This is a genomic window from Actinacidiphila sp. bgisy160, from assembly GCF_965342435.1.
GTDB lineage: Bacteria > Actinomycetota > Actinomycetes > Streptomycetales > Streptomycetaceae > Actinacidiphila.
Window position 1 is genome coordinate 97,829 of the sequence record NZ_CBDRCM010000012.1, and the last position, 26,468, is coordinate 124,296.

The 26,468-nt window shown below is 73.2% G+C and carries 23 protein-coding genes and 2 pseudogenes; 15 read left to right on the forward strand and 10 right to left on the reverse strand.

Annotated elements, in window-relative coordinates; all coding sequences use genetic code 11:
- Nucleotide 1 precedes the first annotated feature (1 nt).
- Nucleotides 2-1,276 (reverse strand): MFS transporter, encoded by a 1,275-nt coding sequence (locus ACRWNP_RS13255; protein WP_431961340.1) that lies wholly within the window; start codon nt 1,274-1,276, stop codon nt 2-4.
- A 221-nt stretch (nt 1,277-1,497) separates the two neighbouring features.
- Here ACRWNP_RS13255 and ACRWNP_RS13260 point away from each other — a divergent pair, with 221 nt between their 5' ends.
- On the forward strand, nt 1,498-2,085 hold the full coding sequence (locus ACRWNP_RS13260; protein WP_431961341.1) for a TetR/AcrR family transcriptional regulator: 588 nt from the start codon (nt 1,498-1,500) through the stop codon (nt 2,083-2,085).
- A 664-nt stretch (nt 2,086-2,749) separates the two neighbouring features.
- Nucleotides 2,750-3,193, forward strand: a complete 444-nt coding sequence (locus tag ACRWNP_RS13265; RefSeq protein WP_431961342.1) for an SsgA family sporulation/cell division regulator — start codon at nt 2,750-2,752, stop codon at nt 3,191-3,193.
- Nucleotides 3,194-3,435: 242 nt separating this feature from the next.
- On the opposite strand, the gene ACRWNP_RS13270 is transcribed toward ACRWNP_RS13265, so the two are convergent.
- A complete protein-coding gene (locus ACRWNP_RS13270; RefSeq protein WP_431961343.1) occupies nt 3,436-3,726 on the reverse strand; it encodes a helix-turn-helix domain-containing protein in 291 nt (96 codons plus the stop codon).
- On the opposite strand from ACRWNP_RS13270, the gene ACRWNP_RS13275 reads away from it, so the two are divergent.
- Nucleotides 3,725-4,552 (forward strand): alpha/beta fold hydrolase, encoded by an 828-nt coding sequence (locus tag ACRWNP_RS13275; protein WP_431961344.1) that lies wholly within the window; start codon nt 3,725-3,727, stop codon nt 4,550-4,552. The genes ACRWNP_RS13270 and ACRWNP_RS13275 overlap by 2 nt on opposite strands.
- 96 nt (nt 4,553-4,648) lie before the next feature.
- Here the strand turns inward: ACRWNP_RS13275 and ACRWNP_RS13280 are convergent, their stop codons facing one another.
- From ACRWNP_RS13280 to ACRWNP_RS13290, 3 genes are all read right to left on the reverse strand, one after another.
- Nucleotides 4,649-5,194 carry a hypothetical protein gene (locus ACRWNP_RS13280; protein WP_431961345.1) on the reverse strand — a complete coding sequence of 182 codons (546 nt, stop codon included), beginning with the start codon at nt 5,192-5,194 and terminating at the stop codon, nt 4,649-4,651.
- A 171-nt stretch (nt 5,195-5,365) separates the two neighbouring features.
- A complete protein-coding gene (locus ACRWNP_RS13285) occupies nt 5,366-5,926 on the reverse strand; it encodes a hemerythrin domain-containing protein (protein ID WP_431961346.1) in 561 nt (186 codons plus the stop codon).
- A 100-nt stretch (nt 5,927-6,026) separates the two neighbouring features.
- On the reverse strand, nt 6,027-8,144 hold the full coding sequence (locus tag ACRWNP_RS13290; RefSeq protein WP_431961348.1) for a SpoIIE family protein phosphatase: 2,118 nt from the start codon (nt 8,142-8,144) through the stop codon (nt 6,027-6,029).
- A 272-nt stretch (nt 8,145-8,416) separates the two neighbouring features.
- Here ACRWNP_RS13290 and ACRWNP_RS13295 point away from each other — a divergent pair, with 272 nt between their 5' ends.
- Nucleotides 8,417-9,655, forward strand: coding sequence for a DUF6777 domain-containing protein (locus tag ACRWNP_RS13295; RefSeq protein ID WP_431961349.1), 1,239 nt, complete (start codon nt 8,417-8,419; stop codon nt 9,653-9,655).
- Between the two features lie 36 nt (nt 9,656-9,691).
- Here ACRWNP_RS13295 and ACRWNP_RS13300 read toward each other — a convergent pair whose 3' ends face one another.
- Both ACRWNP_RS13300 and ACRWNP_RS13305 read right to left on the reverse strand, forming a co-directional pair.
- On the reverse strand, nt 9,692-11,272 hold the full coding sequence (locus ACRWNP_RS13300) for a multicopper oxidase family protein (protein ID WP_431961351.1): 1,581 nt from the start codon (nt 11,270-11,272) through the stop codon (nt 9,692-9,694).
- Nucleotides 11,273-11,431: 159 nt separating this feature from the next.
- Nucleotides 11,432-11,713, reverse strand: coding sequence for a DUF3040 domain-containing protein (locus ACRWNP_RS13305; protein ID WP_431961352.1), 282 nt, complete (start codon nt 11,711-11,713; stop codon nt 11,432-11,434).
- Nucleotides 11,714-11,811: 98 nt separating this feature from the next.
- On the opposite strand from ACRWNP_RS13305, the pseudogene ACRWNP_RS13310 reads away from it, so the two are divergent.
- From ACRWNP_RS13310 to ACRWNP_RS13320, 3 genes and pseudogenes are all read left to right on the forward strand, one after another.
- Nucleotides 11,812-11,940: pseudogene (locus ACRWNP_RS13310) on the forward strand (response regulator); the annotation flags it as partial.
- A gap of 40 nt (nt 11,941-11,980) precedes the next feature.
- On the forward strand, nt 11,981-12,214 hold the full coding sequence (locus ACRWNP_RS13315; protein ID WP_431961412.1) for a hypothetical protein: 234 nt from the start codon (nt 11,981-11,983) through the stop codon (nt 12,212-12,214).
- A 41-nt stretch (nt 12,215-12,255) separates the two neighbouring features.
- Complete coding sequence (locus tag ACRWNP_RS13320; RefSeq protein WP_431961407.1) at nt 12,256-12,378, forward strand: response regulator transcription factor; 123 nt, start codon at nt 12,256-12,258, stop codon at nt 12,376-12,378.
- A 12-nt stretch (nt 12,379-12,390) separates the two neighbouring features.
- On the opposite strand, the gene ACRWNP_RS13325 is transcribed toward ACRWNP_RS13320, so the two are convergent.
- Nucleotides 12,391-12,957, reverse strand: coding sequence for a type 1 glutamine amidotransferase domain-containing protein (locus ACRWNP_RS13325; protein WP_431961353.1), 567 nt, complete (start codon nt 12,955-12,957; stop codon nt 12,391-12,393).
- Between the two features lie 245 nt (nt 12,958-13,202).
- Here ACRWNP_RS13325 and ACRWNP_RS13330 point away from each other — a divergent pair.
- A pseudogene (locus ACRWNP_RS13330) lies at nt 13,203-15,273 on the forward strand (SpoIIE family protein phosphatase).
- A gap of 102 nt (nt 15,274-15,375) precedes the next feature.
- The gene (locus ACRWNP_RS13335) at nt 15,376-16,257 is read left to right on the forward strand and encodes a GNAT family N-acetyltransferase (protein WP_431961354.1); all 882 of its coding nucleotides are present in this window, start codon (nt 15,376-15,378) and stop codon (nt 16,255-16,257) included.
- A gap of 453 nt (nt 16,258-16,710) precedes the next feature.
- Here the strand turns inward: ACRWNP_RS13335 and ACRWNP_RS13340 are convergent, their stop codons facing one another.
- Nucleotides 16,711-18,072 carry a glycoside hydrolase family 16 protein gene (locus ACRWNP_RS13340; RefSeq protein WP_431961408.1) on the reverse strand — a complete coding sequence of 454 codons (1,362 nt, stop codon included), beginning with the start codon at nt 18,070-18,072 and terminating at the stop codon, nt 16,711-16,713.
- Nucleotides 18,073-18,696: 624 nt separating this feature from the next.
- On the opposite strand from ACRWNP_RS13340, the gene ACRWNP_RS13345 reads away from it, so the two are divergent.
- From ACRWNP_RS13345 to ACRWNP_RS13355, 3 genes are all read left to right on the forward strand, one after another.
- Nucleotides 18,697-18,852: a DUF6131 family protein gene (locus ACRWNP_RS13345; protein ID WP_018557825.1), complete on the forward strand. Its 156-nt coding sequence runs from the start codon at nt 18,697-18,699 to the stop codon at nt 18,850-18,852.
- Nucleotides 18,853-19,013: 161 nt separating this feature from the next.
- Nucleotides 19,014-20,219 carry a cytochrome P450 gene (locus ACRWNP_RS13350; RefSeq protein ID WP_431961355.1) on the forward strand — a complete coding sequence of 402 codons (1,206 nt, stop codon included), beginning with the start codon at nt 19,014-19,016 and terminating at the stop codon, nt 20,217-20,219.
- A 375-nt stretch (nt 20,220-20,594) separates the two neighbouring features.
- Nucleotides 20,595-21,701: a type III polyketide synthase gene (locus ACRWNP_RS13355; RefSeq protein WP_431961357.1), complete on the forward strand. Its 1,107-nt coding sequence runs from the start codon at nt 20,595-20,597 to the stop codon at nt 21,699-21,701.
- Between the two features lie 164 nt (nt 21,702-21,865).
- On the opposite strand, the gene ACRWNP_RS13360 is transcribed toward ACRWNP_RS13355, so the two are convergent.
- On the reverse strand, nt 21,866-22,774 hold the full coding sequence (locus ACRWNP_RS13360; RefSeq protein ID WP_431961358.1) for an alpha/beta fold hydrolase: 909 nt from the start codon (nt 22,772-22,774) through the stop codon (nt 21,866-21,868).
- Between the two features lie 233 nt (nt 22,775-23,007).
- On the opposite strand from ACRWNP_RS13360, the gene ACRWNP_RS13365 reads away from it, so the two are divergent.
- The 3 genes from ACRWNP_RS13365 (at nt 23,008) to ACRWNP_RS13375 (ending at nt 26,333) form a co-directional block, all read left to right on the forward strand.
- Entirely contained in the window at nt 23,008-23,580 is a 573-nt protein-coding gene (locus tag ACRWNP_RS13365) for an Rv1733c family protein (RefSeq protein ID WP_431961360.1), read from the forward strand.
- A gap of 100 nt (nt 23,581-23,680) precedes the next feature.
- Nucleotides 23,681-24,571 (forward strand): universal stress protein, encoded by an 891-nt coding sequence (locus ACRWNP_RS13370; RefSeq protein WP_431961361.1) that lies wholly within the window; start codon nt 23,681-23,683, stop codon nt 24,569-24,571.
- 835 nt (nt 24,572-25,406) lie between these two features.
- Nucleotides 25,407-26,333 carry a universal stress protein gene (locus tag ACRWNP_RS13375; RefSeq protein WP_431961363.1) on the forward strand — a complete coding sequence of 309 codons (927 nt, stop codon included), beginning with the start codon at nt 25,407-25,409 and terminating at the stop codon, nt 26,331-26,333.
- Nucleotides 26,334-26,468 lie beyond the last annotated feature (135 nt).

Sequence of the window (26,468 nt, forward strand, 5' to 3'; positions counted from 1 at the left end):
GTCACCCGCGTACGGCGGGAGTCGCGGCGGTGTCCGCGTCCGTCCGGGTGGGTCCGCTGCCGTCGCCCCGCCGGGTGCCCGCACGGCGGGCCCGGGGGGCGTGCCAGGCGAGCGTCAGGGCCGCGAGGAGCAGGAAGCCCAGGCCGCTGGCCACCACGCCGTGCCAGCCGAAGGATGAGAAGAGCACTCCGGCGACGGCCGAACCGGTGGCGCCACCGCCGAAGACCGCGAACATGTACACCGTGTTGAGCCGACCCCGCATCCCCGGCCCCGCGGTGAAGATGCGGGCCTGGTTGGCTGTCTGGCCGCTGGTGACCCCGTAGCCGAGCAGGTTGCAGCCCACGGCGAGGGCGACGAGTGACCGCCCCGCGACCCCGAAGAGCACGAACGCGGCCACGGCCGAGGCCACCGCGACGGTGTTGACCGCCAGCGGCCCCCACCGGTCGGTGAGCCGCCCCGAGTAGCGGGCGGCCAGCGCGCCCGGCACGCTGCACAGGCCGAAGAGGCCGACCACGGCCGGGCCCAGCCCGATCGGCGGGGCGGTGAGGTGGAAGGCGAGCGTGGACCAGAAGGCGGAGAAGGAGGCGAAGGCCGTCGCTCCCAGCGCGGCCGACAGGCGCAACGGGGCGTGGTCCACCAGCAGCCGGGGGAGCGAGGCGAGCAATCGCCCGTAGCCGCCCGAGGTCGCGGCTCCCGCCGGTCGTCCGGCCGGCATGTACCGGGGAAGGACCAGCAGCAGTGCCGCCGTGGCCGCCGCGGCGACGAGGAAGCCCGCCCGCCAGGTTCCCGCGGCCTGGGCGATGAGTCCGGAGGCGGTGCGGGAGAGCAGGGCGCCCATCGTCAGCCCCGTGCCGACCGCCCCCAGGACCCGTCCGGCCCTGCCGGGTGCGGCCATGGACGCGACCGTCGGCATGATCACCTGCGGCAGCACGGTGCTCGCCGAGAGCGCGAGGGTCGCCAGGCCCAGCAGGGCGACGGACGGGGCAACGGCGCCCGCCAGGAGCGCGACGGCGGTCACCGCGAGCAGGACCCTGGACAGCCGGCGCAGCCGTGCCCGGTCCGCGAGCGGGACGACGGCCACGATGCCCAGCGCGTAGCCGATCTGCCCCGCCGTGGCCACGAGCCCGGCGGCGGAGGCGGAGATGCCGAAGTCGTGGGCGATCTGGTCGAGGAGGGGCTGGGTGAAGTAGATGTTGGCGACCGTGATCGCCGTCGCCGTGGCGAACACGGGGAGGGTTCCCCGCTTGACGTCCGGGCGGGTTGCTGCGGTGGTCATGGGTCCTCGCGGAGGGTTCGCGGGCGGGAGGGGGAGAGGCGGCGGGCCTGCTCCGGTGGAGGCGCGTGCCGGTGTGTGGATGATTACCGTCATCCACATCTCGAGGATGATGGGTGTCATCCCGCATGTCAAAGCCCCGGGCGGGGCTCCGGGGAGGGTGTATGATGGCCGTCATCCACATTCGGTCGGGGCGGCCCGACGCACACCCGGGAGGTCAGGCGATGGGTCACTCGCAGGCAGCGAAGGCCGAGTCGCGCGAGAAGGTCCTGCGGATCGCCGCCCGCCGGATCCGCGAGGAGGGCATGACCCGCCCCGGCGTCGCCGACCTCATGAACGAGGCCGGACTCACCCACGGCGGGTTCTACAAGCACTTCGCGTCGCGTGACGACCTGATGGGTCAGGCGGCGGCGCTCGCCCTCGCCGACGGCGAGGCCAAGATGGCCGAGGCCGCCCGCAAGGACCCCGAGGCCCCCCGCTCGGGGCTGATCGACGCCTACCTCAGCGCCCGCCACCGGGACGCCCCCGGTACCGGCTGCGCATTGGTGACCCTCGGCGCCGCGGCCGGTCGCGGCGACGCGGCGTTCAAGGAGGCGTACGAGAAGCAGGTCGGCGACTACCTCGCGCTCATCGGCGAGACCGCGCGGGGCGAGGACCCCGACGAGGCGCGGGCCGACGCGATGCTCACGCTCAGCGCCCTGGTCGGCGCCTTGCTGATCTCGCGCGCGGTCGCCGATCCCGAGCTGTCCGACGAGTTCCTGTCGACGGTCGCCGCGCGTCTGAAGGACGCGCAGGCACCCGCGGAGGTCTGACCGGACCACCCGCAGGCCCGCGCCGCCGCCCGGGCCGCGGCCTGGTGGGCGGCCGTGCGAGCGGCCCGGGAGCCGCACGGGCACCTGAGGCCCACTGCGCGATGCGGGGGCTGCCGCGTCCGAGCACGCCTGCCGTCGCCGGGGTACCGCTGCCGCAGCGGACTTCCCGGGCCGTCGACGGCATGGCTCCGGACCGGCGTTCGCGACCCGGTACCCGGGCGAACGGCCGTTTTCCTCGCCTGCCCTGCTCAGGAGCCCGCTCGGGGACGGGCGCTGGACGCGCCGACCACCTCGCCGCCCTCGGCTGGACCGCGGACGCCCCCGCCACCGTCCACGAGTCCCACACCCACGCGCGCAGCGCCGCCGACCCCGTCCTCACCTGGGACGGCCGCCGCCTGCACGCCTGCGTCCAACGGCGCCGGCGACGACGTGCCCGCGGCGCGGCCCCCATGTGGACCGCCGCCGGAGGCCGCGGCCAGGCACTGGGAGAACGCCGTCGCGGACCACTGCCACACCGGCACCTCGGCTTCACGCCGCCCGGCGGCGGGTGCGCCGAGCCTTCACGAAATCTTCCCCGCCATCCCGGCCCGGACCACGCGTCACGGGGCAAGCGCAGGGCAACGACCTGCGAACCCGGCCGAACCGGGACCACGAGGGGGCGTCCATGCGAGCACTCACGGAGCAAATGTCCCTGCGGCTGATCACCGGGACCCGGCGGGTCCTCGATCTGTCGGCGGACTGCCAGTACCGTCCCGACGACCCCTACGCCGTGCGGATGCGCTTCAGTCACGGCGACGGCACCGGCGAGGCGGATTGGGTGCTCTCCCGCGAGCTGCTGCTGTCCGGGCTCGCGGCCTCGGCCGGGGACGGCGACGTCCACGTCGAACCCGGCGACCACGCCCACACCCTGATCACCCTCGCCGGCCCCGGCGGCGCGGCCGTCCTGCAGGTCGCCACGGGTGCACTCGCGCGGTTCCTGGCCGCCACTGCGGAACTCGTCCCGCTTGGCACCGAGGGCAGCCGCATCGACTGGGACGCCTGCATCGCCGGGCTCCTCTCGGCCCGAGACCCTCGCGGGGGTTCGGACACCCCCATCGGGTTCGGGTAGGGCAACGCCCCGCACAGGCCCGCGCAGGCGCCGACAACACCGTGACTGACCAGGCGCTCCACGGCCTAGAGAGCGTGTCGTCGAATGAGCGCCGGCCGCCCGGAGGGCGGGCCCCGCGGTGTCTGGTGCGGTGCATCGCAAGGCGGAGAGTCGTCCTCGTAGTGGGCTACTCGGAGGATTCGACAACGCAGCCAGGTGCCGTGCCAGGCGCCGCGGGGCCGGCGGGCACTTGACGACACGCCTTAGGGGCCCATCGCCTCCCAGGGCCGCCCGGCGGCGCGGTCGGTGGCCTCCTCCAGCGCGCGATGGGCGTCCCGCCCGGCGGCGGTCGCGGCGCCGTCCGCGCCGAGCGGGCCCCGGCCGGCGAGACCCTGACCACCGTGGCCCGCGAAGCCGGCCCGCCGCTGGACGCCTCCGTCGCACCGGGCGGCCGAGCCCCTCCCTCCTCTCCCGGCCCGTCTCGACGCGCCGGGACACCGCCTCCGGATTACGGTTTGAGCAATGGGCCGACCCCCGGAAGGACTCAGGATCATGCCGTATGCAACAGCGAAGGACGGGACCCGGATCTTCTTCAAGGACTGGGGGACGGGCCGGCCGGTCGTCTTCTCCCACGGGTGGCCGCTGACCGCGGACGCCTGGGACCCGCAGATGAAGTGGATGGTGGACAATGGTTTCCGGGGTGTCGCCCACGACCGCCGTGGCGGCGGGCGTTCCGGTCAGCCGTGGGAGGGCAACGACCTCGACACCTACGCCGACGACCTGGCCGCCGTGATCGAGGAACTCGACCTGCGCGACGTCATCCTGGTCGGGCACTCGACCGGCGGTGGCGAGGTCACGCGCTACATGGGGCGGCACGGAACGGGCCGGGTCGCCAAGGCGGTGCTGCTCGCCGCCATCCCCCCGCTGATGCTGAAGACCGAGGCCAATCCCGAGGGCCTTCCGATCGAGGTCTTCGACGAGATCCGCGAGGGCGTGGCCAAGGACAGGTCCCAGTTCTACCGGGACCTCAGTGGCCCGTTCTACGGCGCGAACCGCGCCGGGTCGACCGTCAGCCAGGGCACCCGCGACGAGTTCTGGCTGTGGAGCATGTCGGTGGGCATCAAGGGTGCCTACGACTGCGTCAAGGCGTTCTCCGAGACCGACACCACCGAGGACCTCAAGAAGATCGACGTCCCGACGCTGATCGTGCACGGTGACGACGACCAGATCGTGCCCATCGTGGCCGCGGGCGCGAAGAGTTCGAAGCTGGTCAAGGGAGCGGTCTACAAGGTGTACGAGGGCGCCCCGCACGGGCTGGCGATGGTGCCCGAGTTCGCCGAACGGTTCAACGCCGACCTGCTGGAGTTCGCGCGCGGCTGAGCCGCCCGCGGGTCTTCACCACCGTGCCGCGCCCGGATACAGCGATTGCCGCTCCCGGTGCGCTGGCGAACGGGTCAGGCGCCGCGAAAGCGGTCGCTACGCCGGGAAGCTGTCGAGCGGCTCCGCAGCCAGTAGTGCCGCCAGTTCCGCGCGGTGCAGGCCCGCTATCGGGGCCACCAGGTCCGGGTGCCGGAGGAGGGTGGCCGCGGCGCGGTCGTGGGCGCGGGGGGCGGTGAGCCGGAGGGCGTCGCCCGCGAGGGAGGGGCCGTGCTCGGTGGCCGCTAGCGCCGTCACCGCGGAGGCGGCAAGACCGGGGTCGGAGAGCAGGCAGGCCGCCCAGCTCACGACGACCTCGTCCACCCAGGTCCGCCAGCCGTCCCCGGTGTCTGCGGCGTGCCCGCCGGCCTCTTCGGCGACCCCGGCGTCGGCGACCCACTCCAGCCGGTCGGCGCCGCCGGGCGGGAGCAGCCCGAGCAGGGCGGCGTCCACGGCCGTCGGGTAGCGCAGGGCCGCGGCGACCATGGCGGCCTGGCGGGCCTGCGCCTCGGCCAGGGCACGGCTGAGCGCTCCACCGGTCGCCGGATAGGCGGACAGCAGCCACCGGGTGGCGGCGGCGATGACCGACGAGAACTCACTGTGCATGCCGAACGAACCGTCCTCCGCGCGCGTGGGTGCCGCGCCCGTCCGGTGCGCGGCGCGCCCAGCGTACGCAAAACGGCGCTTTCGCGACATGAGCCGCATCACGTCCCGTCCCGCGGGGACCCGGCGCAGGGTCCCGGGGGGACAGGGACCCTGCGCCGCCGCTCCCCGAGCTCAGGACCGGCCGCGGCCGGTCACGAAGTCGCGGGCACGGTCGACGAGGCCCGCGCCCGGGGCGAGGATCTTGCTGGCGGGAGGGGTGTCCGGCGCGGCGGGGTGGGGACGGGTAGGGGCGAGGGACTTGGCGCGGCGCACCTTGTCGCCCAGGTCGTCGAGCGCCTCGGGCGAGCAGGCGCTGCTGAGCTCGGGGAAGAGCGTGCCCTCCTCGTCCTGGACGTGCGCGGTCACCTCGTCCATCAGCCGCATCAGCAAGGGGTGGAACCGGCCGTCGTTCGGTGGCAGCTGCTCCAGCTCCTTCAGCAGTTCCTCGGTCCTGGCGTGGTCCGCGAGCTCCTTGTCCGCGATACGGTCACCGCCCTCGACGTGCTCGCGGACGGCCGGGTAGAGGTACTGCTCCTCCGCCACCGAGTGCCGCACCAGCTCGATGGTCACCTCGTCCACCAGCTCCCGCAGCGCCGGGTCGCCGGTCGACATCGACTGCATGCGATCGAAGATCTCCTCGACCTCGCGGTGGTCGGCCAGCAGCTCAGCGATCACGTTTCCGCCGTGTCCCATTCCCTCACGCCTTTCCGTGCGGCAGTACGACCCGGGCGTGCGCCGGGGCCGAACCCCATGCATTCCACCCTGCCGGTGCCGAGCCCACCCGGGGGCGCGGTCACCACCCGCCCGGCGGCACCTGATCACAGGTGTTCCCACGGGCGGCGGTGCGGTCGGCGCGGGCGATCAGCAGGGCGACGTCGTCGTGGTCGTCGGCGCCCCGCAGCTCCCGCAGGAGCCGGTCGCAGGTCTCCTCCACCGAGGCGTCCGGCGTGCCGAGCAGCGACAGGAGCAGTTCCAGGCGCTCGTCGATCGGGTCGTCGCGGGTCTCCACGAGACCGTCGGTGTACAGCACCAGACGGTCGCCGGGCGCGAGCGTCACGCTGGTGCTCTCGAACGGGACGCCGCCGACGCCCAGCGGCGTCCCCGTGGGCAGGTCGAGCAGCTCCGGGGAGCCGTCGCCGCGCACCAGGACCGGCGGCAGGTGGCCGGCGGTCGCCAGATGGCACTTGGAGCTGCGCGCGTCGTACAGCGCGTACACGCAGGTCGCGATGTACGGGTCGAGGCCGTGTGTGATCTTGTCGAGGTGGCCCAGCACCTTGGCGGGGTCCAGGTCGAGCTCGGCCAGCGTCGAGGTCGCGGTGCGCAGCCGGCCCATGGTGGTGGCGGCTTCGATGCCGCTGCCCATGACGTCGCCGACGACGAGTGCGGTGCGGTCGTCGTCGAGCGGGATGACGTCGTACCAGTCGCCGCCGACCTGGCTCCTGGCCTGCGCGGGCCGGTAGCGGGCGGCGACCTCCAGGCCGGGGTGGTACGGCTGGGGCTCCGGGAGGAGGCTGCGCTGCAGGGTCTCGGCGATGTTGCGCACCTGCTGGTACCAGCGGGCGTTGTCGACGCACACGGCCGCACGCGCGGCCAGCTCGCACGCGAGGGTGAGGTCGTCCTCGTCGAAGGACGCGTGCGTACGGGCACGGCTCATGCCCAGCACACCCAGGACCTCGCCACGGGCGATGAGCGGGATCGCCATGCAGGAGTGCACGCCGGCGTCGGCGAGGAGCCGTGCCGACTCGGGATCGGGGGTGATGCGCTCCAGGTCGTGCTGACCGGCGTGGGCGATCAGGTGCGGGCGGAGCGTGCGCACGCACAGCGCCGAGAGGTGCTCGGCGTGGTAGGTGACCACGTCTCCCTGGGCGGGGGCGGCCCGGGCCGCGTCCGTCGGGTAGGCGGCCCTGACGGCGAGGGAGCGGAACACCGGCGGGTCCAGGGACGCGGCGGGGGCGCGCTGGTCCAGGACGCCGTCGAGGATGTCGACCGCCGCCAGGTCCGCCAGGTCGGGCACGACCACCTCGACCAGCTCCCGTACCGTGCGCTCCACCTCCAGGGCGGTGCCGATCCGGGCGGAGCCGTCGGCGATCATCGTCAGCCTGCGCCGGGCCCGGTCGGCCTCCGCGGCCGCGCGGTGCCGGTCGGTGACGTCGACGACGACCTCGGCGAGGCCCAGTACGTGGCCCCTGTGATCCTCCAGCCGGTAGAAGGACAGCGCCCAGGCGTGCTCGCTCCGCGGGGCGGAGGGGGTACGCGCGACGATGTACCGGTCGACCATCGGCTTCCCGGAGGTCAGTACCTGCCGCATCTCCGTCTCCACCGCCCGGTACTCCGCGCCGGGCAGGACGCTGCGGAACGGCCGCCCCAGGTGGTCCTGGACCGAGAGGCCGTGGGACCGCGCGAGCGCGGGATTGACGGTGAGGTAGCGCAGCGCGGTGTCCAGCACCGCGATGCCGATCGGCGACTGCGAGATCAGCCGTGTGCTCAGTGCGACCTCCTGCTCCACCTCGCGCAGGGTGGACTGGTCGGTGGCGAGCCCGAGGATGTAGTAGTCCCCGAGGCTGTCCATCAGCCGCATGTTGCGGAACTCCACCAGCAGCCGGGTGCCGTCCTTGCGGCGCACCGGGAAGGACCCCGCCCAGCTCTGGCCGGTCCTCATGATCTCGGAGAACAGCCGGACGACGAGCTTGCGGTGGGTGTCGTGGACGAGCAGGCGTGCGGCGTACTGGCCGACCGCCTCCTCCGCGGTGTAGCCGAACAGCTCCTCGGCCTGCGGGCTCCACATGTCCACCCGGCCGTCGCCCTCCAGGAGCACCGCGGCCACGCCCAGGAGGTCCAGCAACCCGCTCGGGCCCGTCGCGACCCCGTCCAGCCGCTCCGGGCCGGTCGTGTACCGATCCGTGTCGCTCATGGTGGGCGCCTCTTCCGCCTGCCGTTCCGGCCGGTCGGTCCGCCGTCCCCGCTCGCCCTTGCCGGCGGGATTCCATGGTCCCCCGGAAGAGGCGGCCGCGCACCCCTCCCGGGGCTGCCGCGGAGACCGCGCACGCCTGCCGTCCCCGGCACACGTCGGCTTGCGGGGACTGTGAGGGGGGCGCACACAATGGTCAGCAGGTGGGGCTTGCGAAGCGGCCGGCGGAGCCGTCCGGCCGGGGTGACGGTGCGGGACGAGTGGAGGAAAGCCCTGTGAGCGTTCTACCGCCCTCGCTCGCCCGCCCCGAGGGCCCGCCCGCGGGCCCGCTGTCCGGACCGGACGGCACGGACGAGTCGCGGCCCCCCAGCAAGGACTCGTCCGGACCGCGGCGCCGGACGCCGACGGTCGTCGTGGGCTCGCCGCCGCCACCTGGCGGACCGCCGGACGGCGGCGGAGGCGGCGGGGGAGACGGCGGCGGGGACGGCGGAGGCCACGAACGGCCCTGGTGGCGCTCGGTGCCGAAGGTGGCCGCGCTCACCGCCGTCGTGGTGGCCGCGGTGGCACTGGCCGTGGTGTTCACCCGGCCCGGAGGGGTCTCGGGCGGGAAGCCGGGTGAGTTGTTCCTGCAGACGGCGGGCAGCGCGGGACCGAACCCGTTCACGCGGTCGACGGCCGAGGAGACCGCCGTTCCCTCCGCGACACCGGCCCTGCCGACCCCGTCGACGACGGGCGGCACCGTGCGGCAGGTCTACAGCGGCGGCATGCCCGGTCTGTACGGCGGTACGCGTGACGCCGCGAGCTGCGACGTGGAGAAGCAGATCAGCGCCCTGTCGTCGGACCCCTCGAAGAACAAGGCGTTCGCCAGGGTGCTGGGCCTCGCGCCCTCCGGCGTCCCGGCGTACCTGAGGGATCTGACCCCGCTCCAGCTGCGCGCGGACACCCGGGTCACCAACCACGGCTACCGCGGCGGCCGGCCCACCGCCTTCCAGTCGGTCCTGCAGGCCGGGACCGCGGTCCTGGTGGACGACCGGGGCCTGCCCCGGGTGCGCTGTGCCTGCGGAAATCCGCTGACCCGGCCGGTCGAGCAGAAGGACGGCGCCACGACCGTCGGCCACGCGTGGCCCGGTTACCAGCCGTCGAGGACCGTGGTGGTGGCCCCGGCGTCCGAGCCGGTGAAGAAGTTCGTGGTCCGCGACGCGGACACCGGCGAGTGGTTCACCCGGAACAGTGGTGACGGCAAGGCCTCCGGGGATCAGCGGACGACGCCCCCGGAGAACGCGCCGCCCGGCAGCCCGTCCGGGTCGCCGCGGGGCGGCTCACCGGCCGCCCCGGAGGAGGGCCCCTCCACGCCGGCGGGTGAACCGGGCGGGACCGCCCCGCAGTCCCCGCCGCCCGGCACCGGACCCGCCCCGCAGAGCCCGGCCCCCGGCACCCCCGGACCACCGGGAGGCGAGAGTCCCCCGCCCGGCGGTACGGCCCCCGGACAGCCGTCCGGCCCGGCCGCGTCGTAGTGACGCCGCGCCGGACCGGAGCTGGGCCGCCGTGCCTCAGTGCGTGGTGAAGTCGGCCATCATCGCCATGTCCTCGTGCTCGAGGTTGTGGCAGTGGATCATGAAGTTGCCCGTGTAGTCGGTGAAGCGGACCGCCACCTCCACGGTCTCGCCCGGCCCCGTCGCCACCGTGTCCTTCCAGCCCGCGTCGTACGCGCCCGGCTTCTTGCCGTTGCGGGACAGCACCCGGAAGGCGTCCAGGTGCACGTGCACGGAATGGAAGAACACCGAGGTGAACTTCCAGATCTCGACCTTGCCGAGCCTCACGTCGGCGAGTGAGCGGCCGGGCTTGTACGGGAAACCGTTGATCGTCCAGCCGTCGCGCGAGTGCCGGAAGGCGAAGGTCCGGTGCGCCACGGCCTTGCGGGGGTCCAGGACGGTGGCCGGGTAGCGCGACAGCCGCTTGGGGATGTGGGTGTCGTCGTGCGGCTTCCGGGAGGACGGCGAGACGTCGAAGCGCATGACTCGCGCGGTGCTGCCGCTGCCGAACCGGTTGACCAGGCGCACCTTGGTGCCGGGCCGGTAGCGGGCGAAGTCCACGATGACGTCGAAGCGTTCGGCGGGGGCGATGCGCAGGCTGTCGTGGGCCAGCGGGCTGCCCAGCAGTCCGCCGTCGCTGCCGATCTGGAGCAGGCCCTTGCCGCCCGGCGGCGGCGGGTCCAGCTCCAGGCGGAAGTCCCGGACGTTGCAGCCGTTGAGCAGGCGCAGCCGGTAGCGCTGCCGCCTGACCCGGTGCACGGGCCAGGGGGCGCCGTTGACCAGGATGACGTCGCCCATCACGCCGAAGTGGTGCGCGTGCACGACGCCCGGCTTGCGCATGCCCGGGTCGACGGCGGGGTACATCAGCGCCCCGTTCTCGGCGAACGCCCGGTCAGCGAGCAGCAGCGGGATGTCGCGGGAGCCGCGCGGCAGGTCGAGCCCGTCCTCCTCGTCGTCGGTCACCAGGTGGAACCCGGCCATTCCGCGGTACACCGCCGGGCCCGTGTAGCCCATGCGGTGGTCGTGGTACCAGAGCGTCGCCGCGCGCTGCAGCATCGGATAGGTGTAGTTGCGCTGGCCGTGACTGAGCTTGCCGTGTGAGTCGTGCATCTCCGGCATGCCCGCCATCGCGTCGGCGTACGACATGCGGCTGCCGACCGGCATCGTCAGGTCGATCGGGTAGCCGTCGCTGTCCTCGGGGGTGTGGCCGCCGTGCAGGTGGACCACGGTCGGCTGGGGGAGTTCGTTGCGGTGCGTGACGACAGCGCGGCGCCCCGAGCGGGAGACGAGCGTGGGACCGGGGAAAAGACCGTCGAAGGTCCAGCAGTTGGTGCGCAGTCCCGGGAGGATCTCCAGTTCAGCGACGCGCTGGGTCAGGTAGTAGTAGTCGGTCGTCGCGGTCCGCAGGGCGGGCTCGAGGACCGGCGGGACCGGCAGGGGTACCTGGTACGGGCGGGGGAGCCGGGCCTCGCTCCGCAGGACCCCACCCGGTGGTACATCGGCCAGCGGTGTGCCCGCCCAAGCCCTGCTCGCCGCACCCACCCCGACGACGGCCGCCCCCGCGGCGAGAAAACGGCGCCTGCCGATGCCTTCGATCACGTAGGGCTCCCAATTGTGACGATTTGCGCAATTTTTCGGTCGGCGACACAATAGCCCGCCCGAGCCGTGCGCAACGGCGCCACACGCGGGCCCCGCGAACAACCTTCGGAGCTGCGCGACACCCGTCCATCCCCGGATCCCCCCGCCCCGCGCCCCGAATCACACCCGCCGGCGACCCCGCCCGACAGTGTCGTGCCGGGGGTCCAGGACGCCCGCTCCGATGCCGTCCAGGACCAGTCCGGCCGCCATCAGCAACCCTTGTGGCAGCATGATGCCGATCAAGATCCAGGCGAGCGCCACGACCAGCAGGAGCCGGCCCAGCCTCCGCCGGTACTCCCGCGGCGCGCACGGACGCCCGGTCCGCAACCCCTCGGCGAAGCAGGGGTCGGTACGCCGGATCTCCGCCTCGATGTCCTCGATGGCCTTGTGCGGGCGCGGCATGGTGTCCTCCTCCCGGTGTCGGGTGGGCCCTGTTCCTCCACCGTCGCCCGCGCCCGCCTGCGGAACCATCGGGGCCGGCACCCAATGGCGAACCCGACCTGACCGCCGTCGCCGAGGCCGGCGACGGCGCCCAAGCCGTCGCCAGGGCCCGCGAGGCGCAGGTCGACCTGGCCGTCCTGGACATCGCGATGCCCCGCATGACCGGCCTGCAGGCCGCCCCGCGAACTGAGCAGGCTCCGCCCCGGCCTGCGCATCCTCATCCTGACGATGTACGACAACGAGCAGTACTTCTTCGAGGCCCTCAAGACCGGGGCCGGCGGCTACGTCCTGAAGTCCGTCGCGGACCGCGACCTGGTCGAGGCCTGCCGGGCCGCCGTGCGCGACGAACCCTTCATCTACCCCGGCGCCGTCACCACCCTGATCCGCAACTACCTCGAACGCGCCCGCCAGGGCGAGCCCCTGCCCGTCCGCGCCGTCACCGAACGCGAGGAGGAATCCTGAAGCTCGTCGCCGAGGGCCACACGTCCCAGGAGATCGCCGACGTGCTCTTCATCAGCGTCAAGACCGTCGAACGCCACCGCGCCAACCTCCTGCAGAAGCTCGGTCTGCGCGACCGCCTGGAACTCACGCGCTACGCGATCCGGGCCGGCCTCATCGAGCCCTGACGGCGACCGCGCTCAGGAGCCGACCAGGAGCTTGTCGACCTCGCCCAGGAAGGCGTCCAGGTCCTGGGGCGTGCGCGAGGTGACCAGCGGGTACCCGGCGGAGGCGTCGCGCACCACGGGTTCGTCGACCCAGGACGCGGCGCCCGCGTTGAGCAAGTCGGTCCGCACCGAGGCGTACGAGGTCAGCGTCTTGCCCTTCACGACTCCCGCCTCGGCCAGCGCCCACGGGCCGTGGCAGATCGCCGCGATCGGGCGTCCGGACGAGGCGAACGCCCGCACGACGTCCATCGCCTTCCCCTGGAGGCGGAGGTTGTCGGCGTTGACCGTGCCGCCGGGGATGAGGAGCAGATCGAAACCGGCCGGGTCCACCTCGTCGAGGGTGGTGTCCGGTTCCACGACCTTGCCGGGATCCTTGTCCCCGACCAGGGTCTGTACGGCGTCGTGCCGCGTCGCTGCGACGGTGACGTCGGCGCCCCTGTCACGGAGGTGCTCGACGGGGACGACCAGCTCGTCCTGCTCGACCCCGTAGTTGGTGACGACCGCCAGGACGCGGCGGCCGCCCGGGAACTCTGCGGCCATGGCGCTTTCCCCTCTTCCAGGTCTTCTGAGCCTTCTGTGCTGTTCTCGGCTCTTCTCGTCTCTTCTCTTCTCTTCTCTTCTCGTGCGACAGGGGCGCCTGCCCGGGAGCGGGCCCGGGAAACGTGGTCACCCCGGCGGCACGGGCGGCGGCCACGGGCAGGACTCGCTCGCCGGAGCCGGGGTAGGCGGACGTACGGAGAGCGAGGAAGAGATCGGCGAAGGGGCGGGCGAAGAGGGAGCCTGCGATGAGCGAAGCGCGGCCGCCGCTCGGCGCCGATCAGCTCGAGGCCAGGGCACTGGGCCCCAGCGGACTCATGGACCTCCTGGGGGTCGCCGCGGTCCTGCTCGAGTCGGACGGGCGCATCGACATGTGGAGCCCGCAGGCGGAGCAACTGTTCGGCTACACCGCGGGCGAGGCGGTCGGGCAGTACGCGGCGCCGCTGCTCGTCCGGCCCCAGGACCGTGACGACGCCATGAGGCTGTTCGCGGAGGTGCTGGAGACCGGTCGCAGCTGGTCGGGAGCGTTTCCCGTGCGCCACAAGGACGGCAGCACCCGACTGGCGGAGTTCCGCAATGTCCGCCTCACGGACAGCCGCGGCCGCGTCTACGCCCTGGGCATAGCCACCGACCGGCCTGTGCTGCAGCGCCTGGAACGCGGCCTCGCCCTCTCCTTCCGGCTGGTCTCCCAGTCCCCGATCGGGCTCGGGGTGCTCGACACGGACCTGCGCTACCTCTCCGTCAACCCCGCCCTGGCCGAAATGCACGGCATGACCGAGGGCGAGCACGTCGGCCGCCCCTTCCGGGAAGTGCTCCCCGGCGCCAGGTTCCGCATGGCGGAGGACGCGCTCCGGCAGGTCCTGCGGACCGGCACACCGATCGTCGACCGGTACGTCGTCGGCCGGACGCCCGCGGATCCCGGCACCGACCACGCCTGGTCGATGTCCTACTTCCGGCTGGAGGACCGGAACGGGCACGTCCTGGGCGTCGCCACCTCCGTGGTGGACGTCACCGACCGGCACCGCTCGGCGCAGGAGGCCGACCGCGCCCGGCAGCGCCTCGCCGTGATCGCCGACAGCTCGGCTCGCATCGGCATGTCCCTGGAGGTCGAGGACACCGCCCGGGAACTCGCCGACGTCGTCGTCCCCGAACTGGCCGACTTCGCCGCGGTCGACGTCCTCGACTCCGCGCTGCGCGACGACGGCGGCGAGCCCGGCCACGACCGCCCCCGCTTCCGAGCGCTCACCACCAAGTGCAGCGAGGCCGGTGTCGCCGCCGGTGCCTTCGGCGGGCCCGGCCGCCTCGTCTCCTACGGCCCCGAACACCTGGCCGCACGGTGCCTGGACACCGGCCGCCCCGGCCTGATCACCCACGCCGACGAGCGCAGCCTGGTGCGAATCGCCCGCGACCCCGACGCCGCCCCGCTGCTGGCCCGGGCGGGCGTCCACACGGCCATGGCGGTCCCGCTCATCGCCCGCGGCCGCATCCTCGGCGTCCTCGGCCTCGCCCGCGCCCGCATCCCCCAGCCCTTCGACGAGGACGACCAGACCCTCGCCTGCGAACTGGCCTCCCGTGCCGCGGTGTCCATCGACAACGCCCGCCTCCACCAGCAGCTCCGCAGCACCGCCGAGACCCTCCAGCGCAGCCTCCTGCCGCAACTCCCGCCCGCCCACCCCCGCCTCGAACTCGCCGCCCGCTACTGCGCCGCGCAGGCCAGCAGCGAGGTGGGCGGCGACTGGTACGACGTCATCCCCTTCGACGACGGCAGGGTCGCCCTCGTCATCGGCGACGTCATGGGCAGCGGTGTCCCCGCCGCCACCACCATGGGACGCCTGCGCACCGCCACCTCCACCCTCGCCGGTCTCGACCTCGACCCGGCCCAGGTCCTCGGCCACCTCGACCGGATCACCCACGGTCTCGACCCCTACATCGCGACCTGCGTCTACGCCGTCCACGACCACCGCCGCGGCGTCTGCCACCTCGCCGGCGCGGGCCACCTCCCCCCGGTCGTGGTGCGCGCCGGCAAGGGCCCCGAACTGCTCGAACTGCCCACCGGCACCCCCCCTGGGCGTCGGCGGCGTGCCCTTCGAGAGCACCACCGTCGACCTCGTCCCGGGGGACCGCCTCGTCCTCTACACCGACGGTCTGGTCGAGACCCGCGACCACGCCATCGACGAGCGCCTCGACGACCTGCTGCGCCTCCTGGACGCCCCCGACGAGCCGGTCGAGGAAACCTGCGACCGCCTCCTCGCCGCGCTCCGACACCCCGCCGACCGCGACGACGTCGCCCTGCTCATCGCCCGCCCCAGGGATACGTGACGGCCTGTGCCCGGCCGCGGGTCGAACCTTCACCACGCCACTGAACCGCCCGCCGGGGAAACCGGATGCGCGAGGGCGGTGTGGTGGTGTGTCATCGGGGGCATGGCGATTGTCTTGGGCAGGCCGGAAGTTGACGGGCTGGGCCGGGTCTTGGACGTGCTGCGGGAGTGGCAGTACGACGGGGCGCCGATGCAACTGCATCCGGGCGACCTGGGCTGGTTCTGGCGGTTCGGTGCGGAGGCGACGGCCGCGGCGGTGCGGACATGGGGGCGGGGCGGACGGATTCTCGCCGTCGGGCTGCTGGACGGCCCCGGGCTGTTGCGCCTGACGATCGCGCCCGACGCCCAGCGGGACGAGGAGCTGGCGCGGCAGCTGGCTGACGACGTGGCCGATCCGGAGCGCGGCGTACTGCCACCCGGGAAGGTGTATGTCGAGGCGCCGATAGCCGCGCTGGTGCAGGATGTGCTGTCCGCGGACGGCTGGAACACCGACGAGCCGTGGACGCCGCTGCGCCGCGACCTCACGGAGCCGGTGGAGGACCCAGGCGTGCGGATCGAGGCGATCGGGCCGGAGCAGGCGCACGTGCGGGCCGCCGTCCAGCGTGCCTCGTTCGACGGGTCGACGTTCACCGACGAGCGCTGGCACGCGATGGCGGCCGGGTCCCCGTACGCCGACGCCCGTTGCCTGGTCGCGTACGACGACCGGGGCGACGCGGTGGCGGCGGTGACGGTGTGGTCGGCCGGCCCGCAGAAGCCCGGGCTGCTCGAGCCGATGGGCGTGCACAGGGAACACCGCGGCAACGGCTACGGCAAGGCGATCACCGTCGCCGCGGCGGCCGCACTCCGGGAACTGGGCTCGTCGAGCGCGATCGTCTGCACCCCGAGCTCCAATGCCGGAGCCGTCGCCACCTACACGTCGGCCGGCTTCCGGCCACGCCCCGAGGTCCGGGACCGACGCCGGGACGCCCGGACGGTCCCGGGGTAGTCGGGCTTCCGCCCGGCCATGCGCCGCATGGTGTGGATCACGAAGGGATGGCCGCGGCGGACACGATCAGTCGACCGCCGGCCCTCAGCACGCGCCGGAGTCGGCGAGCAGTGGGACGGAGCCGCGCAGTCGTCGAGGACCTGGCGGCCGGTCACGTTTCCGGCGAAGGCCAGGCCCTGGCTGAGCAAGATCTTGGTCCGTGCCGAGAGACGGACAACCCCCCGCGCGCCGAGAATCTCCGCGGATCCAGGAGGCGAGTGCGACGACCAGCACGAGGGGCGTCGGAAAAGATCCACGTGAGGAGAGCATGCCGACACCCCGCGGCGTCGGCCAGGTGCCGACCGCGACCACCCCTCGGGGATTGGTCGGCGGGGGCGGGGCTTGACAACCGGGAGGTGCCGCCCGCGGCGGCCGGGCCAGGGGTCGGCCGGGGCGCCGCGGGCGGTGGGGGTGTCAGGTGGTGCTGAAGGTGAACCAGTTGACGTTCACGAAGTCGGCCGGCTGGCCGCTGGTGAAGGTCAGATACACGTCGTGTTTGCCGGTGACGCCCGAGATGTTGGCGGGGATGGTCGTCCAGCTCTGCCAGCCGCCGGTGTTGGCGACGGAGAAGCTGCCGATCGGGGCGTTGCTCCGGCTGTCCAGCCGGACCTCGACCAGGCCGCTGACGCCTCCGGCGGCCCCGGAGGCGACCCGGGCCTTGAACTGGCGGGCCGTGGTCGTCCCGAAGTCGACACCGGAGTACAGTGCCCAGTCGCCGTTCGCGAGCGACGCGAGGTTCTTGCCGCCGCCGCTGTCCGTCGTGGTCTCCACGGTGGTGCCGGACTGCTGCGTGTACGACTCGGCCTGGAGGGTGCCGTACGCGCTGCCGGTGTCCCCGGTCGGTGGGGGGTCCGTCGGGGGCTGCGTGCCGCCACCGCCGGAGCTGTAGACGGCGACGTAGTCGACCAGCATCGGTACGCCCGAGACGGTGGAGGCCGTCGGGGTCTTGTAGCCGGCCACGGGGTCGGGGAAGGCCCCGCCCATGGCGACGTTCAGCAGGATGAAGTGGCCGTGGCCCGTGGCGGCGTTCCAGGTGGCGGCGTCCATCTGGCCCGCGTTCACCGAGTGGAACTGGACCCCGTCGACGTACCAGCGCAGTTGCTGGGGGCTGACGCCGCGGTCCCACTCGAAGGCGTAGGTGTGGAAGTTGCCCTGGCAGGCGCTGCCGGGGCAGGCACGGGTGGCGCCGAGGCCGATGGTCTCGTTGCAGGGGCCACCCGGGTTGGTGCCGCAGTGCAGGGTGCCCCAGACCTGGTTGACGCCGTTCACGTTCTCCATCAGGTCGAACTCGCCGATGGAGGGCCAGTTCCAGTAGTTGCCCCGGTACGGCGCGCCCAGCGTCCAGAACGCCGGCCAGTAGCCCGCCGCGGCCGCGCCGGTGACGTTCGGCATCTGGATGCGGGACTCGATGCGGAGCTTGCCCCCCGACGGGGGCTCGAAGTCGCTGCGGCGGGTCTCGACGCGCCCGGAGGTCCAGTTCCCCGCGGAATCCCGGATCGGGGTGATGCGCAGGTTGCCCGAGCCGTCCTGGCGGAGGTTGGCGGTGTCGGAGGTGTAGGTCTGCACCTCGCCGGTGCCCCAGTTGGCGGCGCCGCCGGGGTAGCTGGTACCGGTGTCGATGATCCAGTTGTCTGCGGACGGGAGGGTGTTGGCGGCTTCGCTGAAGTCGTCGCTCCAGACGGTGGTCCAGCCGGACGGCGGCGGGGGGACGGCGGCCCTGGCCGAGCCGAGCAGGCCCAGGCAGAGCGCGGTCACGGTGGCTGCGGCGGCCACCATCAGGGTGAGCGGTCTGGCGGCGTACCGCCTGCCGGTGGTCGTACGCGCGGACACGGGTGTGATGCCTCCTCGGGATCGGTGCCGGGGAAGGTGCGATTCGGTGGTGAGAGCGCTCTCATACGGCGGGAACACCTTCTCGCCAGGGCGAACCGCGGTCAATACATGGAGCAGAAGAAGTCGCGCGCGGTTTCCTGCCTTCACTGCTTGGAGGCTGCCCCGGCTGCCGCGGCCGGTGCGTACAGAGCCGTAACCGTTAAGTAGACGTTGTTTCCTTGGGGTTGTGGCGCCTCGCGCCGAGGCCAGAGCATCCCGTCGACGCCGTTCGCGCTGTTGAGAGCGCTCTCATCCGGAGCCCGGCGACCGGCCGACTCCACTCCGGCCGAATCCCGCGGTCATGAACCGCGAGGACCTGGGTAGCCGATCCGTGTACGAATGGGGGTGAACGCGAATGCCGGCGGGTTCGCGCCGCAGGTAGGAACAGCCGGCGACGTCGACGGCCGGTCCCGTCGGAGCGGGGCCCCGCGTCACCGCGCATCACGCGGCCGACGCCCCGGGGTCCGCGCCGGTGGTGCCACCGGCCCGGGACGCGCAACGGCGACCAGGGCCGTGCAAGGGAGTTACATCATGATCATCCTCGGTATCATCCTGCTCATCATCGGATTCCTCACCGGAATCTCCATCCTGTGGACCCTGGGAGTCATCCTCGTGGTCATCGGCCTCGTGCTCTGGGTGCTGGGTGCCATGGGGCACGCCGTCGCGGGGCGCCGCCACTACTACTGACGGCCGGTGGGACCGAGCACGCGCCGCGCCCTGTTCCCGGGGGCGCGGCGCCCTCGTGGGGCGCGGTTCGCCCGGATGGGCTGCCTGCGGTGGTCACCGGCGCGCGCTGGGGATTGGTTGTGATATGTCCCCCCGACGCCCAGGTGCACTGGAGTATTCGCATGGAATCCGGTTCCTCCGCGCACAACTGCCCCTTCGACTTCGCCGAAGCCCTCGAATTCGACCCGCAGCTCAAGTACTTCATGGAGAACGAGCAGATCTCCCGCATCAAGCTGCCGCACGGCGAGGGCGAGGCCTGGCTCGTCACACGGTACGAGGACGTGCGAACGGTGACGACCGACCGGCGTTTCAGCCGTGCCGCCGTCGTCGGCAAGGACTTCCCGCGCATGACGCCGGAGCCGATCGTCCAGGACGAGGCCATCAACGTGATGGACCCGCCGGACAGCAGCCGGCTGCGCTCGCTGGTCTCCAAGGGCTTCACCCCCCGGAACGTCGAGCACATGCGTCCCAGCATCGAGCGGGTCGTCGGCGAACTCCTCGACGGCATGGAGGAGAGCGGCTCGCCGGCCGATCTCGTGGAGCACCTCGCGGCGCCGCTCCCGCTGGCCGCCATCTGCGAGGTGCTCGACATCCCCGATGAGGACAGCTGGGAGCTGCGCGGCCACGCCCGCACCATGATGGACTTCAGCCCCGACAACCGGGACAACGCCGTCCGCTCCAAGGCCTACCTGCGGGAGTACTTCACGAAGCTCACCGCGCAGCGGCGAGCCCACCCGGGCGACGACCTGGTCAGCGTGCTGGCCACGGCCCGTGACGGCGACGAGATCCTCAACGACAAGGAACTCGCCGTCATGGCCATGGTCCTGCTCATCACGGGCCAGGACACCACGTCGAACGAGATCGGCAACATGGCCTTCACCCTGCTCACCCGCCCGCGCGAGCTGGCCTTGCTGCGCGAGCAGCCGGACCGCATCCCGCAGGCCATCGAGGAGATGCTGCGCTACATCCCGTTCCGCAAGGGCGTCGGCATCCCGCGGATCGCCACCGAGGACGTGGAGATGGGTGGCGTGCTGATCCGGGCCGGTGACGTCGTCCACGTCTCCTACCTGACCGCGAACCGCGACCCCGAGAAGTTCGACCGCCCCGACGAGCTGGACCTGGACCGGACCGGCACGCCCCACATGACCTTCGGCTGGGGCGGCCACCACTGCCTCGGCGCGCCGCTGGCGACCATGGAGCTCCAGGTGGCCTTCAGGGAGCTGCTGCGCCGCTTCCCGGACCTGAGGCTGGCCAAGCCGGCCGACGAGGTCCGGTGGAGCGCCACGTCGATCTGGCGCTACCCGGTGGCCCTGCACGTCGCCTGGTGACCTGTCCGGCCCGGTTCCGTCCGGTCCCGCCCCGGCCCCGCACCCCTTCGGGTGCGGGGCCGGTTCCGTACCGTTCTCCCTCGTGGCGGCGGGTGCGGGCCGCTCCGACATGCGAAATCCGCCCAAGTGACGTACGTTTTCCTGGTGGAAGCAAATCTGAACAGGCCATGATTCCACCGCGACGACAGCCGGTCCCCCTTTGTGAACCGACTTTTGCCGGGACCTCCTGAAAGTCGCCGCCCCTTGGGCGCGCAGATGAAATGCGCCCGTACCCCCTACCGCATTTTCGTGACAGGTACGGGCCTGCTCCGGAAATCCCGGAGCAGCGCACCACAGGGACCATAGCCCGCCGAGGGGCAGGAAATGGAGCCACCCATGGCTGTTCTGTGCAAGCCGGTGATTTCGGTACCCGACAACGTTATCACCTGCGAACAAACGCTTGAGCTGGCACGACGGCTGCACAAGGACCACCCGCAACTCGACCTGACCCTCAAGCTCATCGAGCACACGGGCGTTCAGAAGCGGCACCTGATCCAGCCGATCGAAGAGGTGCTCAAACATCCGGGCTTCGACGTACGCAGCCAGATCTATGAGGCGGAGTCGAAGGCAAGGGTACCGGCCGTCATACGGCAGGCCCTCGACCAGGCCGAGTTGGAGCCCGAGGACATCGACCTCATCGTGTACGTATCGTGCACGGGCTTCATGATGCCGTCGCTGACCGCGTGGCTCATCAACAAGATGGGCTTCCGTCACGACACCCGTCAGCTGCCGATCGCGCAGCTCGGATGCGCGGCGGGAGGCGCGGCCATCAACCGCGCCCACGACTTCTGCACGGCGTACCCCGAGGCCAACGCCCTCATCGTGGCATGCGAGTTCTGCTCGCTGTGCTACCAACCCACGGACCTCAGCGTCGGAACGCTGCTGTCCAACGGGCTGTTCGGCGACGGCATCGCCGCCGCCGTCGTCCGGGGCAGCGGCGGCACCGGGATGCGGCTGGAGCGCAACGCCTCCTACCTCATCCCGAACACCGAGGAGTGGATCTCCTACGCGGTGCGCCAGACCGGCTTCCACTTCCAGCTCGACAAGCGCGTGCCCGGCACCATGGAGCCCCTGGCCCCGGTGCTGCGCCAGGTCGCCGAGGACCACGCGTGGAACGCCGCCAAGCTGGACTTCTACATCATCCACGCCGGCGGCCCCCGGATCCTGGACGACCTGTGCCGCTTCCTCGGCGTCCCCCCGGAGTCGTTCCGCTTCAGCCGGGCCACGCTGACCGAGTACGGCAACATCGCGAGCGCCGTCGTCCTCGACGCCCTGTACCGGATGTTCGAGGAGGGCTCCGCCCTGGACGGGCACCGAGGTCTGCTGGCCGGCTTCGGGCCGGGCATCACCGCGGAGATGGTCCTCGGGACGTGGGTCACCAACGGGCTCGACGCCACGATGACGCCCCAGCACTCCTACGGGGAGTACGACGTCATCACCTGAACCGCGGCCCGGGTGACCCGGTGACGGTCCGGGCCGGCGGTGACCGGGGACGCCACGGCGTCTCCGTCACCGGCCGGCCCGGGCCCCGCCGGCCGGGCGAGCCCCATCAGCCTTGCGACGCGGCAGCCACGCGCCCCCCGCGTCGCTCTCGTTCCGCCGGACCGTCAGGCGGGGACCACCCGCTCCCGGGCGGTCACGAAGCCCACGACCGCCTCCGCGAAGCGCCCGGGCTCCTCGAGGTGGCCGAAGTGCCCGCTGTTCTCCAGGACCACGAGTTCAGATTGGGGGATCAGCTCGTGCAGTTCACCGGCCCACCGCATCCCGCAGATCACGTCGTACCGGCCGGCAACGACCAGCGCCGGCACGGTGAGAGCCCCCAGCTGCCCCCGGTCGTCGATGGCATCGGGGACGAGGTGCTCATCCAGTCCCGAGATGTGCGTACCCGCCACCGCGGCGCGCAGCGGCGCGAACTCCTCCTCCCTGCCCCAGTAGTCGGCGAAGTACGCGGGCAGCAGCCCCTTGAGGGCGGCCGTCATCTCCACGTCGTCGGAGATCGCGGACACCCCCTGGAGGGCCCCCAGGACCTCCGGCAGACCGGGGTGGCCCGCGTGCCGGGCGGCGAACTCCTGGACCATGCGCATCGCCTCGGCGCCGTGCTCGGGGCCGGTGACCGGCGCGCTGTCGTAGAGGACGATGCCGGCGACGCGCGCGGGCCGGCGCAGTGCGTGGTACTGGACGACGAAGCCGCCGTGCGAGTGCCCCATGAGGTGCACGCGCGGGGTGCCCAGGTGGTCGACGAGTGCGTCCAGGAACCGGCTGTAGCGCTCACGGGTGTAGCCGTGGGGGTGCGAGGGGAGCCGGCCCGAGCCACCGGTGCCGACCGGCTCCGGGTAGACGACCGTGAGGTGCCGCTCGACCTCGGGCATGCGCAGGTACTCCCAGAAGACGCCCGGCCCGCCGGAGTGCGCGATGCACACCGGGCCGGTGCCGTGGACATGGTAGCGCTGGACCACTCCGTCCACCTCGAAGGTATGGGTGCCGGGGGACAGGGGGTCGGTCAGAGGGGTGGGCATCGGTACTCCGTATCCGGAAGGTGTCGAGGACACCGACAGGACGCGGGGCGGCGCGGGAAGTTCGATCGCCGGCGAGTGACGGTCGTCACACCCGGTGCGGGGGCGTCGAGGCCGGGCGCGCACGCGGGGATGGGCCGGTCGGCCCCGTCCCACGGCGGAAATGATCCGGGTGGCCCCTGCTGCGGGAGCGTCGGCGCGTGCGACGGTCGTCGGACAGGGAAGGGAGCACGGCCATGGGCGGCAGGGCGGTGTTCTGGCGCTGGCGCCGCAATCCGATGCGGCGGCGTTCCGATGTCGTGGAGGCCTGGACAGGCGTGGCGACGGCGCTGCTGATCGCCGCCGGGGCCCCTGCGGCCGGCGTGGCCACGGCGGCCGCGGTGGAGGACTCCGAGCTCCGGCGCGGCCAGGGCACCCACCTGGCGGCGGCCGTCCTGACCGAGGACGCCGCGAAGGCCGTGGAGAACCCGTACACGGGCTCCATCGGCAAGGTCCTCACCACCGTCCGGTGGACGGCCCCCGACGGCTCCACCCGAACCGGTGAGGCCCGCGTCGAACCGGGCAGCCCCGCGGGATCCACCACGTTCGTCTGGCTGGACGCGAACGGCCGTCTGCAGCAGAACCGGCTCACCCCCGAGCAGGCCGAGGCCCAAGGCGTCGTCTTCGGCACGGTCGCCGCGGCGGGCGCCTGCGCGCTGGTCCTCGCCGGACGCTGGGTCGTCCGCCTCCGCATCGACCGCCACCGCGCCGCCGCGTGGGGCCGCGAGTGGGAGGAGACCGGGCCCTCATGGGGGCACCGCAGGGCCTGAGCCCCGGCGGTACCCCTGATGGGCGCACGGTACCGGGACGCCGGCCCGCCCCCGGGGGAGGCTGGAAGCAGACGGCGGGCAGGGCGGACGAGGAGGCGCGGTGAGCGGGCTGGTGGTCGTAGGAGCGGACGGCTCGGCGTCGAGCCTCGCCGCGGTGGAGACGGCGGCCCGCGAGGCCCGGTGGCGCGGCGCCGGACTGCGGGTGGTGCACGCCTTCCTGTGGCCCGCCATGCATGTGCCGCTGGGGCCCTCGAGTCTGGGCCCGTCCGACGGCGGCCTGCGCAACGCCGCTCAACACGTGGTGGCGGAGGCCGTGGAACGCGCCGGCAGCGTGGCACCGGACGTGGAGGTCTCCCACGCCGTGGTGACCGGCGAGCCCCTCACCGTGCTGGAGGCCCAGTCGCGCGCCGCCGAACTCGTGGTCGTGGGATCCCGCGGCATGGGCGGCTTCGTCGGTCTGATGCTCGGCTCCACGGCGGTGCACCTCGCCGCGCACGGGCAGTGCCCGGTCATGGTGGTCCGGGAGCAGCCGGCCGCCGGCGGCCCGGTCCTGCTGGGCGTCGACGGGTCCCCGGCCGGCGCGGACGCGGTCGACTTCGCCTTCGCCGAGGCCGCGTTGCGGGGCGCAGAACTCCTCGCCCTGCACGCGTGGACCCCGTGGAACACGCCCGTTCCCGCGCCACCGCTGGACCCCACGATGCCGTACGCGAGCGAGCCCGGCGAACTCGCGCGTACCGAGGAACGCCTGGTCGCGGAGGCGATCGCGGGACGCCGCGAGCGCCACCCCGGCGTCACGGTCCGGACCAGGACGGTGCACGGCGGGACCCGAGAGACCCTCATCGAGGAGAGCCGGACCGCCCAGCTCCTCGTCGTCGGCGCCCGTGGACGAGGCGGCTTCGCCGGACTGGTGCTCGGCTCCGTCAGTCAGGCGGTGCTGCATCACGCGCATTGCCCGGTGGTCGTGGTGCGGGGGTCCACCGCCGGGCGGTGAGGGCGGGGGACGCCCGGCCGGCCACGATGCGGCGCCGGGTCCGGTCGGTGGGGGTGGCGGTGGCGCGATCGGGGTGCAGTGAGGCGCGGGTTCGCCCGCCCGCCTTCGGCCGGTGACCCCCGCGGCGACTCGCGTCTGCGCCCGCATCGCTCGGCGCGGGGTCCGCCGCACGTCTGCCTGGCCACCGCTGCGAGGTGCCCCCACAGGCGGAGCGTGGGCGGCCGTGACGCGGCGTCTGCTCACGCTTGCCCACCGGCCACGTGCCGTTCCCTGGGCGGGTGCGGATGGCGGCCGGGCTGTCGGGGCCGGGCGGGCTGTCCGGTCGCCGGTGGTGCGCGGTCCGGCTGTGGGGAAGGCGGTGGGCTACACGGTCGGCAAGGGCGGAGCGGGCCGTGGCCGGTGCTGGGGCCTGAGCGGCCGGTCACGGTTGCCGGGACGAAGGGGATCCGCGCCGTACCTCCGCTCCACCGGCCGGCCCACGGCCGCGGGGTTGGTGACGCCTGCCGCGGGCCTCTTCGACCTGGCCGACCCCGGACACGCACCGGGTGTTCGTCGGCGGATGGCCAGTGCCCGTTCCTGCCGAGGCCGTGGGTGGACAGCGGCGCCCAGCACTCCCCGGCGCGATGTCCCCGGCCGCTGTCGCCGCCCCGGCCGCGGCGCCGACCCCGCGCCGCGGCCCAGGGCAGGCCCCCGTAGGCTTGATCGAGCGGTGCCGGCGCCCATGGGCCGATCGGCCCCCGGGCGGGCCCGGTGGCCCCTGCCGGAGGCCCAAGGCCGACGGGAAGCTGGGGGTGAACAGCCCACGCCCTTCGTCACGTTCGCCAGGAGGCACGTCATGTCCCGTACGGTCACCGCAGGTCTCGACGGATCGCCCGAGAGCCTGGCCGCCGCGGACTGGGCCGCCCGCGAGGCCCAGCGTCGCGGACTGAGCCTGAGGCTCCTGCACGTCCACGAGTGGCAGCCGTACTCTTCCGTCTACGCCCCGCTGGCCGGGGCGGTGGCCGCGGTGGACCCCGACGCGCAGCGGCAGTGGGCCGAGTCCGTGTCGCGCGACGCCGCCGCCGAACTCGCCCTGCGCCACCCGGACCTGGAGATCTCCGCGGGGCTCGTCAGCGGGCAGCCCGCGGCCGCCCTCGCGGCCGCCGCCGAGGAGTCGGAGCTGCTGGTGCTGGGCTCCCGCGGCCTCGGCGCGCTCGCCGGGTTCCTCGTCGGCTCCGTGGCCTCGGCGACCGTCGCCCAGGCCGTGCGGCCCGTCGTCCTGGTACGGGCCGGTCAGACGGGCAAGGACGAGCACCGCCCGGACCTCGACGGGCTGGTCTCTCAGTACACCCCCTTCCGTGACGTGGTGCTCGGCATCGACCTGGCCCGCCCCCACGACGACCTGCTGGCCTTCGCCTTCGAGGCCGCCATGCTGCGCGGGACCGGTCTCCGCGTCGTTCACGGCTGGAACCTGCCGGCCTCATACGGTTACAACCCCGCCGCCATAGCCCTGGACCTGGAGCGTGAGCTGACCGACGCCCAGGCCAAGGCGCTCACCCAGGCGCTGGCGCCGTGGCGGGCCAAGTACCCCGCCGTCGACGTCGCGGAGCACTCCCTGGTCGGCGGGGCCGCGCATCACCTGATCGAGGCGGCGGCCGACGCCTCACTCGTCGTCGTCGGCCGCCGCGTCCGGCACTCTGCCGCCGGCCTGCACATCGGTCCGGTGACCCACGCCGTGCTGCACCACGCCAAGGCGCCGGTGGCCGTCGTCCCGCACGACTGACCGCCGCCACGCCGGGCCGGGCCGAGCCGGGCCGGCGCGGCCCCGCCCGGGTCAGCGGGCGGGGCGGCCGGTCGATGAGCGCCGTCTCCTCGTCCGTCAGCGGCAGCGCGCCCGCCGCCACGTTGTTCACCAGGT

What these genes read in the sequence shown, in the direction of transcription:
- ACRWNP_RS13260 (WP_431961341.1), top strand. Translation starts at nt 1,498, where the DNA reads ATGGGTCACTCGCAGGCAGCGAAGGCCGAGTCGCGCGAGAAGGTCCTG.
- ACRWNP_RS13270 (WP_431961343.1), bottom strand. Translation starts at nt 3,726, where the DNA reads ATGATCCTGAGTCCTTCCGGGGGTCGGCCCATTGCTCAAACCGTAATC.
- ACRWNP_RS13280 (WP_431961345.1), bottom strand. Translation starts at nt 5,194, where the DNA reads ATGCACAGTGAGTTCTCGTCGGTCATCGCCGCCGCCACCCGGTGGCTG.
- ACRWNP_RS13315 (WP_431961412.1), top strand. Translation starts at nt 11,981, where the DNA reads ATGTACGACAACGAGCAGTACTTCTTCGAGGCCCTCAAGACCGGGGCC.
- ACRWNP_RS13355 (WP_431961357.1), top strand. Translation starts at nt 20,595, where the DNA reads ATGGCTGTTCTGTGCAAGCCGGTGATTTCGGTACCCGACAACGTTATC.
- ACRWNP_RS13325 (WP_431961353.1), bottom strand. Translation starts at nt 12,957, where the DNA reads ATGGCCGCAGAGTTCCCGGGCGGCCGCCGCGTCCTGGCGGTCGTCACC.
- ACRWNP_RS13375 (WP_431961363.1), top strand. Translation starts at nt 25,407, where the DNA reads ATGTCCCGTACGGTCACCGCAGGTCTCGACGGATCGCCCGAGAGCCTG.
- ACRWNP_RS13275 (WP_431961344.1), top strand. Translation starts at nt 3,725, where the DNA reads ATGCCGTATGCAACAGCGAAGGACGGGACCCGGATCTTCTTCAAGGAC.
- ACRWNP_RS13305 (WP_431961352.1), bottom strand. Translation starts at nt 11,713, where the DNA reads ATGCCGCGCCCGCACAAGGCCATCGAGGACATCGAGGCGGAGATCCGG.
- ACRWNP_RS13265 (WP_431961342.1), top strand. Translation starts at nt 2,750, where the DNA reads ATGCGAGCACTCACGGAGCAAATGTCCCTGCGGCTGATCACCGGGACC.
- ACRWNP_RS13360 (WP_431961358.1), bottom strand. Translation starts at nt 22,774, where the DNA reads ATGCCCACCCCTCTGACCGACCCCCTGTCCCCCGGCACCCATACCTTC.
- ACRWNP_RS13255 (WP_431961340.1), bottom strand. Translation starts at nt 1,276, where the DNA reads ATGACCACCGCAGCAACCCGCCCGGACGTCAAGCGGGGAACCCTCCCC.
- ACRWNP_RS13340 (WP_431961408.1), bottom strand. Translation starts at nt 18,072, where the DNA reads ATGGTGGCCGCCGCAGCCACCGTGACCGCGCTCTGCCTGGGCCTGCTC.
- ACRWNP_RS13285 (WP_431961346.1), bottom strand. Translation starts at nt 5,926, where the DNA reads ATGGGACACGGCGGAAACGTGATCGCTGAGCTGCTGGCCGACCACCGC.
- ACRWNP_RS13365 (WP_431961360.1), top strand. Translation starts at nt 23,008, where the DNA reads ATGGGCGGCAGGGCGGTGTTCTGGCGCTGGCGCCGCAATCCGATGCGG.
- ACRWNP_RS13345 (WP_018557825.1), top strand. Translation starts at nt 18,697, where the DNA reads ATGATCATCCTCGGTATCATCCTGCTCATCATCGGATTCCTCACCGGA.
- ACRWNP_RS13335 (WP_431961354.1), top strand. Translation starts at nt 15,376, where the DNA reads ATGGCGATTGTCTTGGGCAGGCCGGAAGTTGACGGGCTGGGCCGGGTC.
- ACRWNP_RS13290 (WP_431961348.1), bottom strand. Translation starts at nt 8,144, where the DNA reads ATGAGCGACACGGATCGGTACACGACCGGCCCGGAGCGGCTGGACGGG.
- ACRWNP_RS13350 (WP_431961355.1), top strand. Translation starts at nt 19,014, where the DNA reads ATGGAATCCGGTTCCTCCGCGCACAACTGCCCCTTCGACTTCGCCGAA.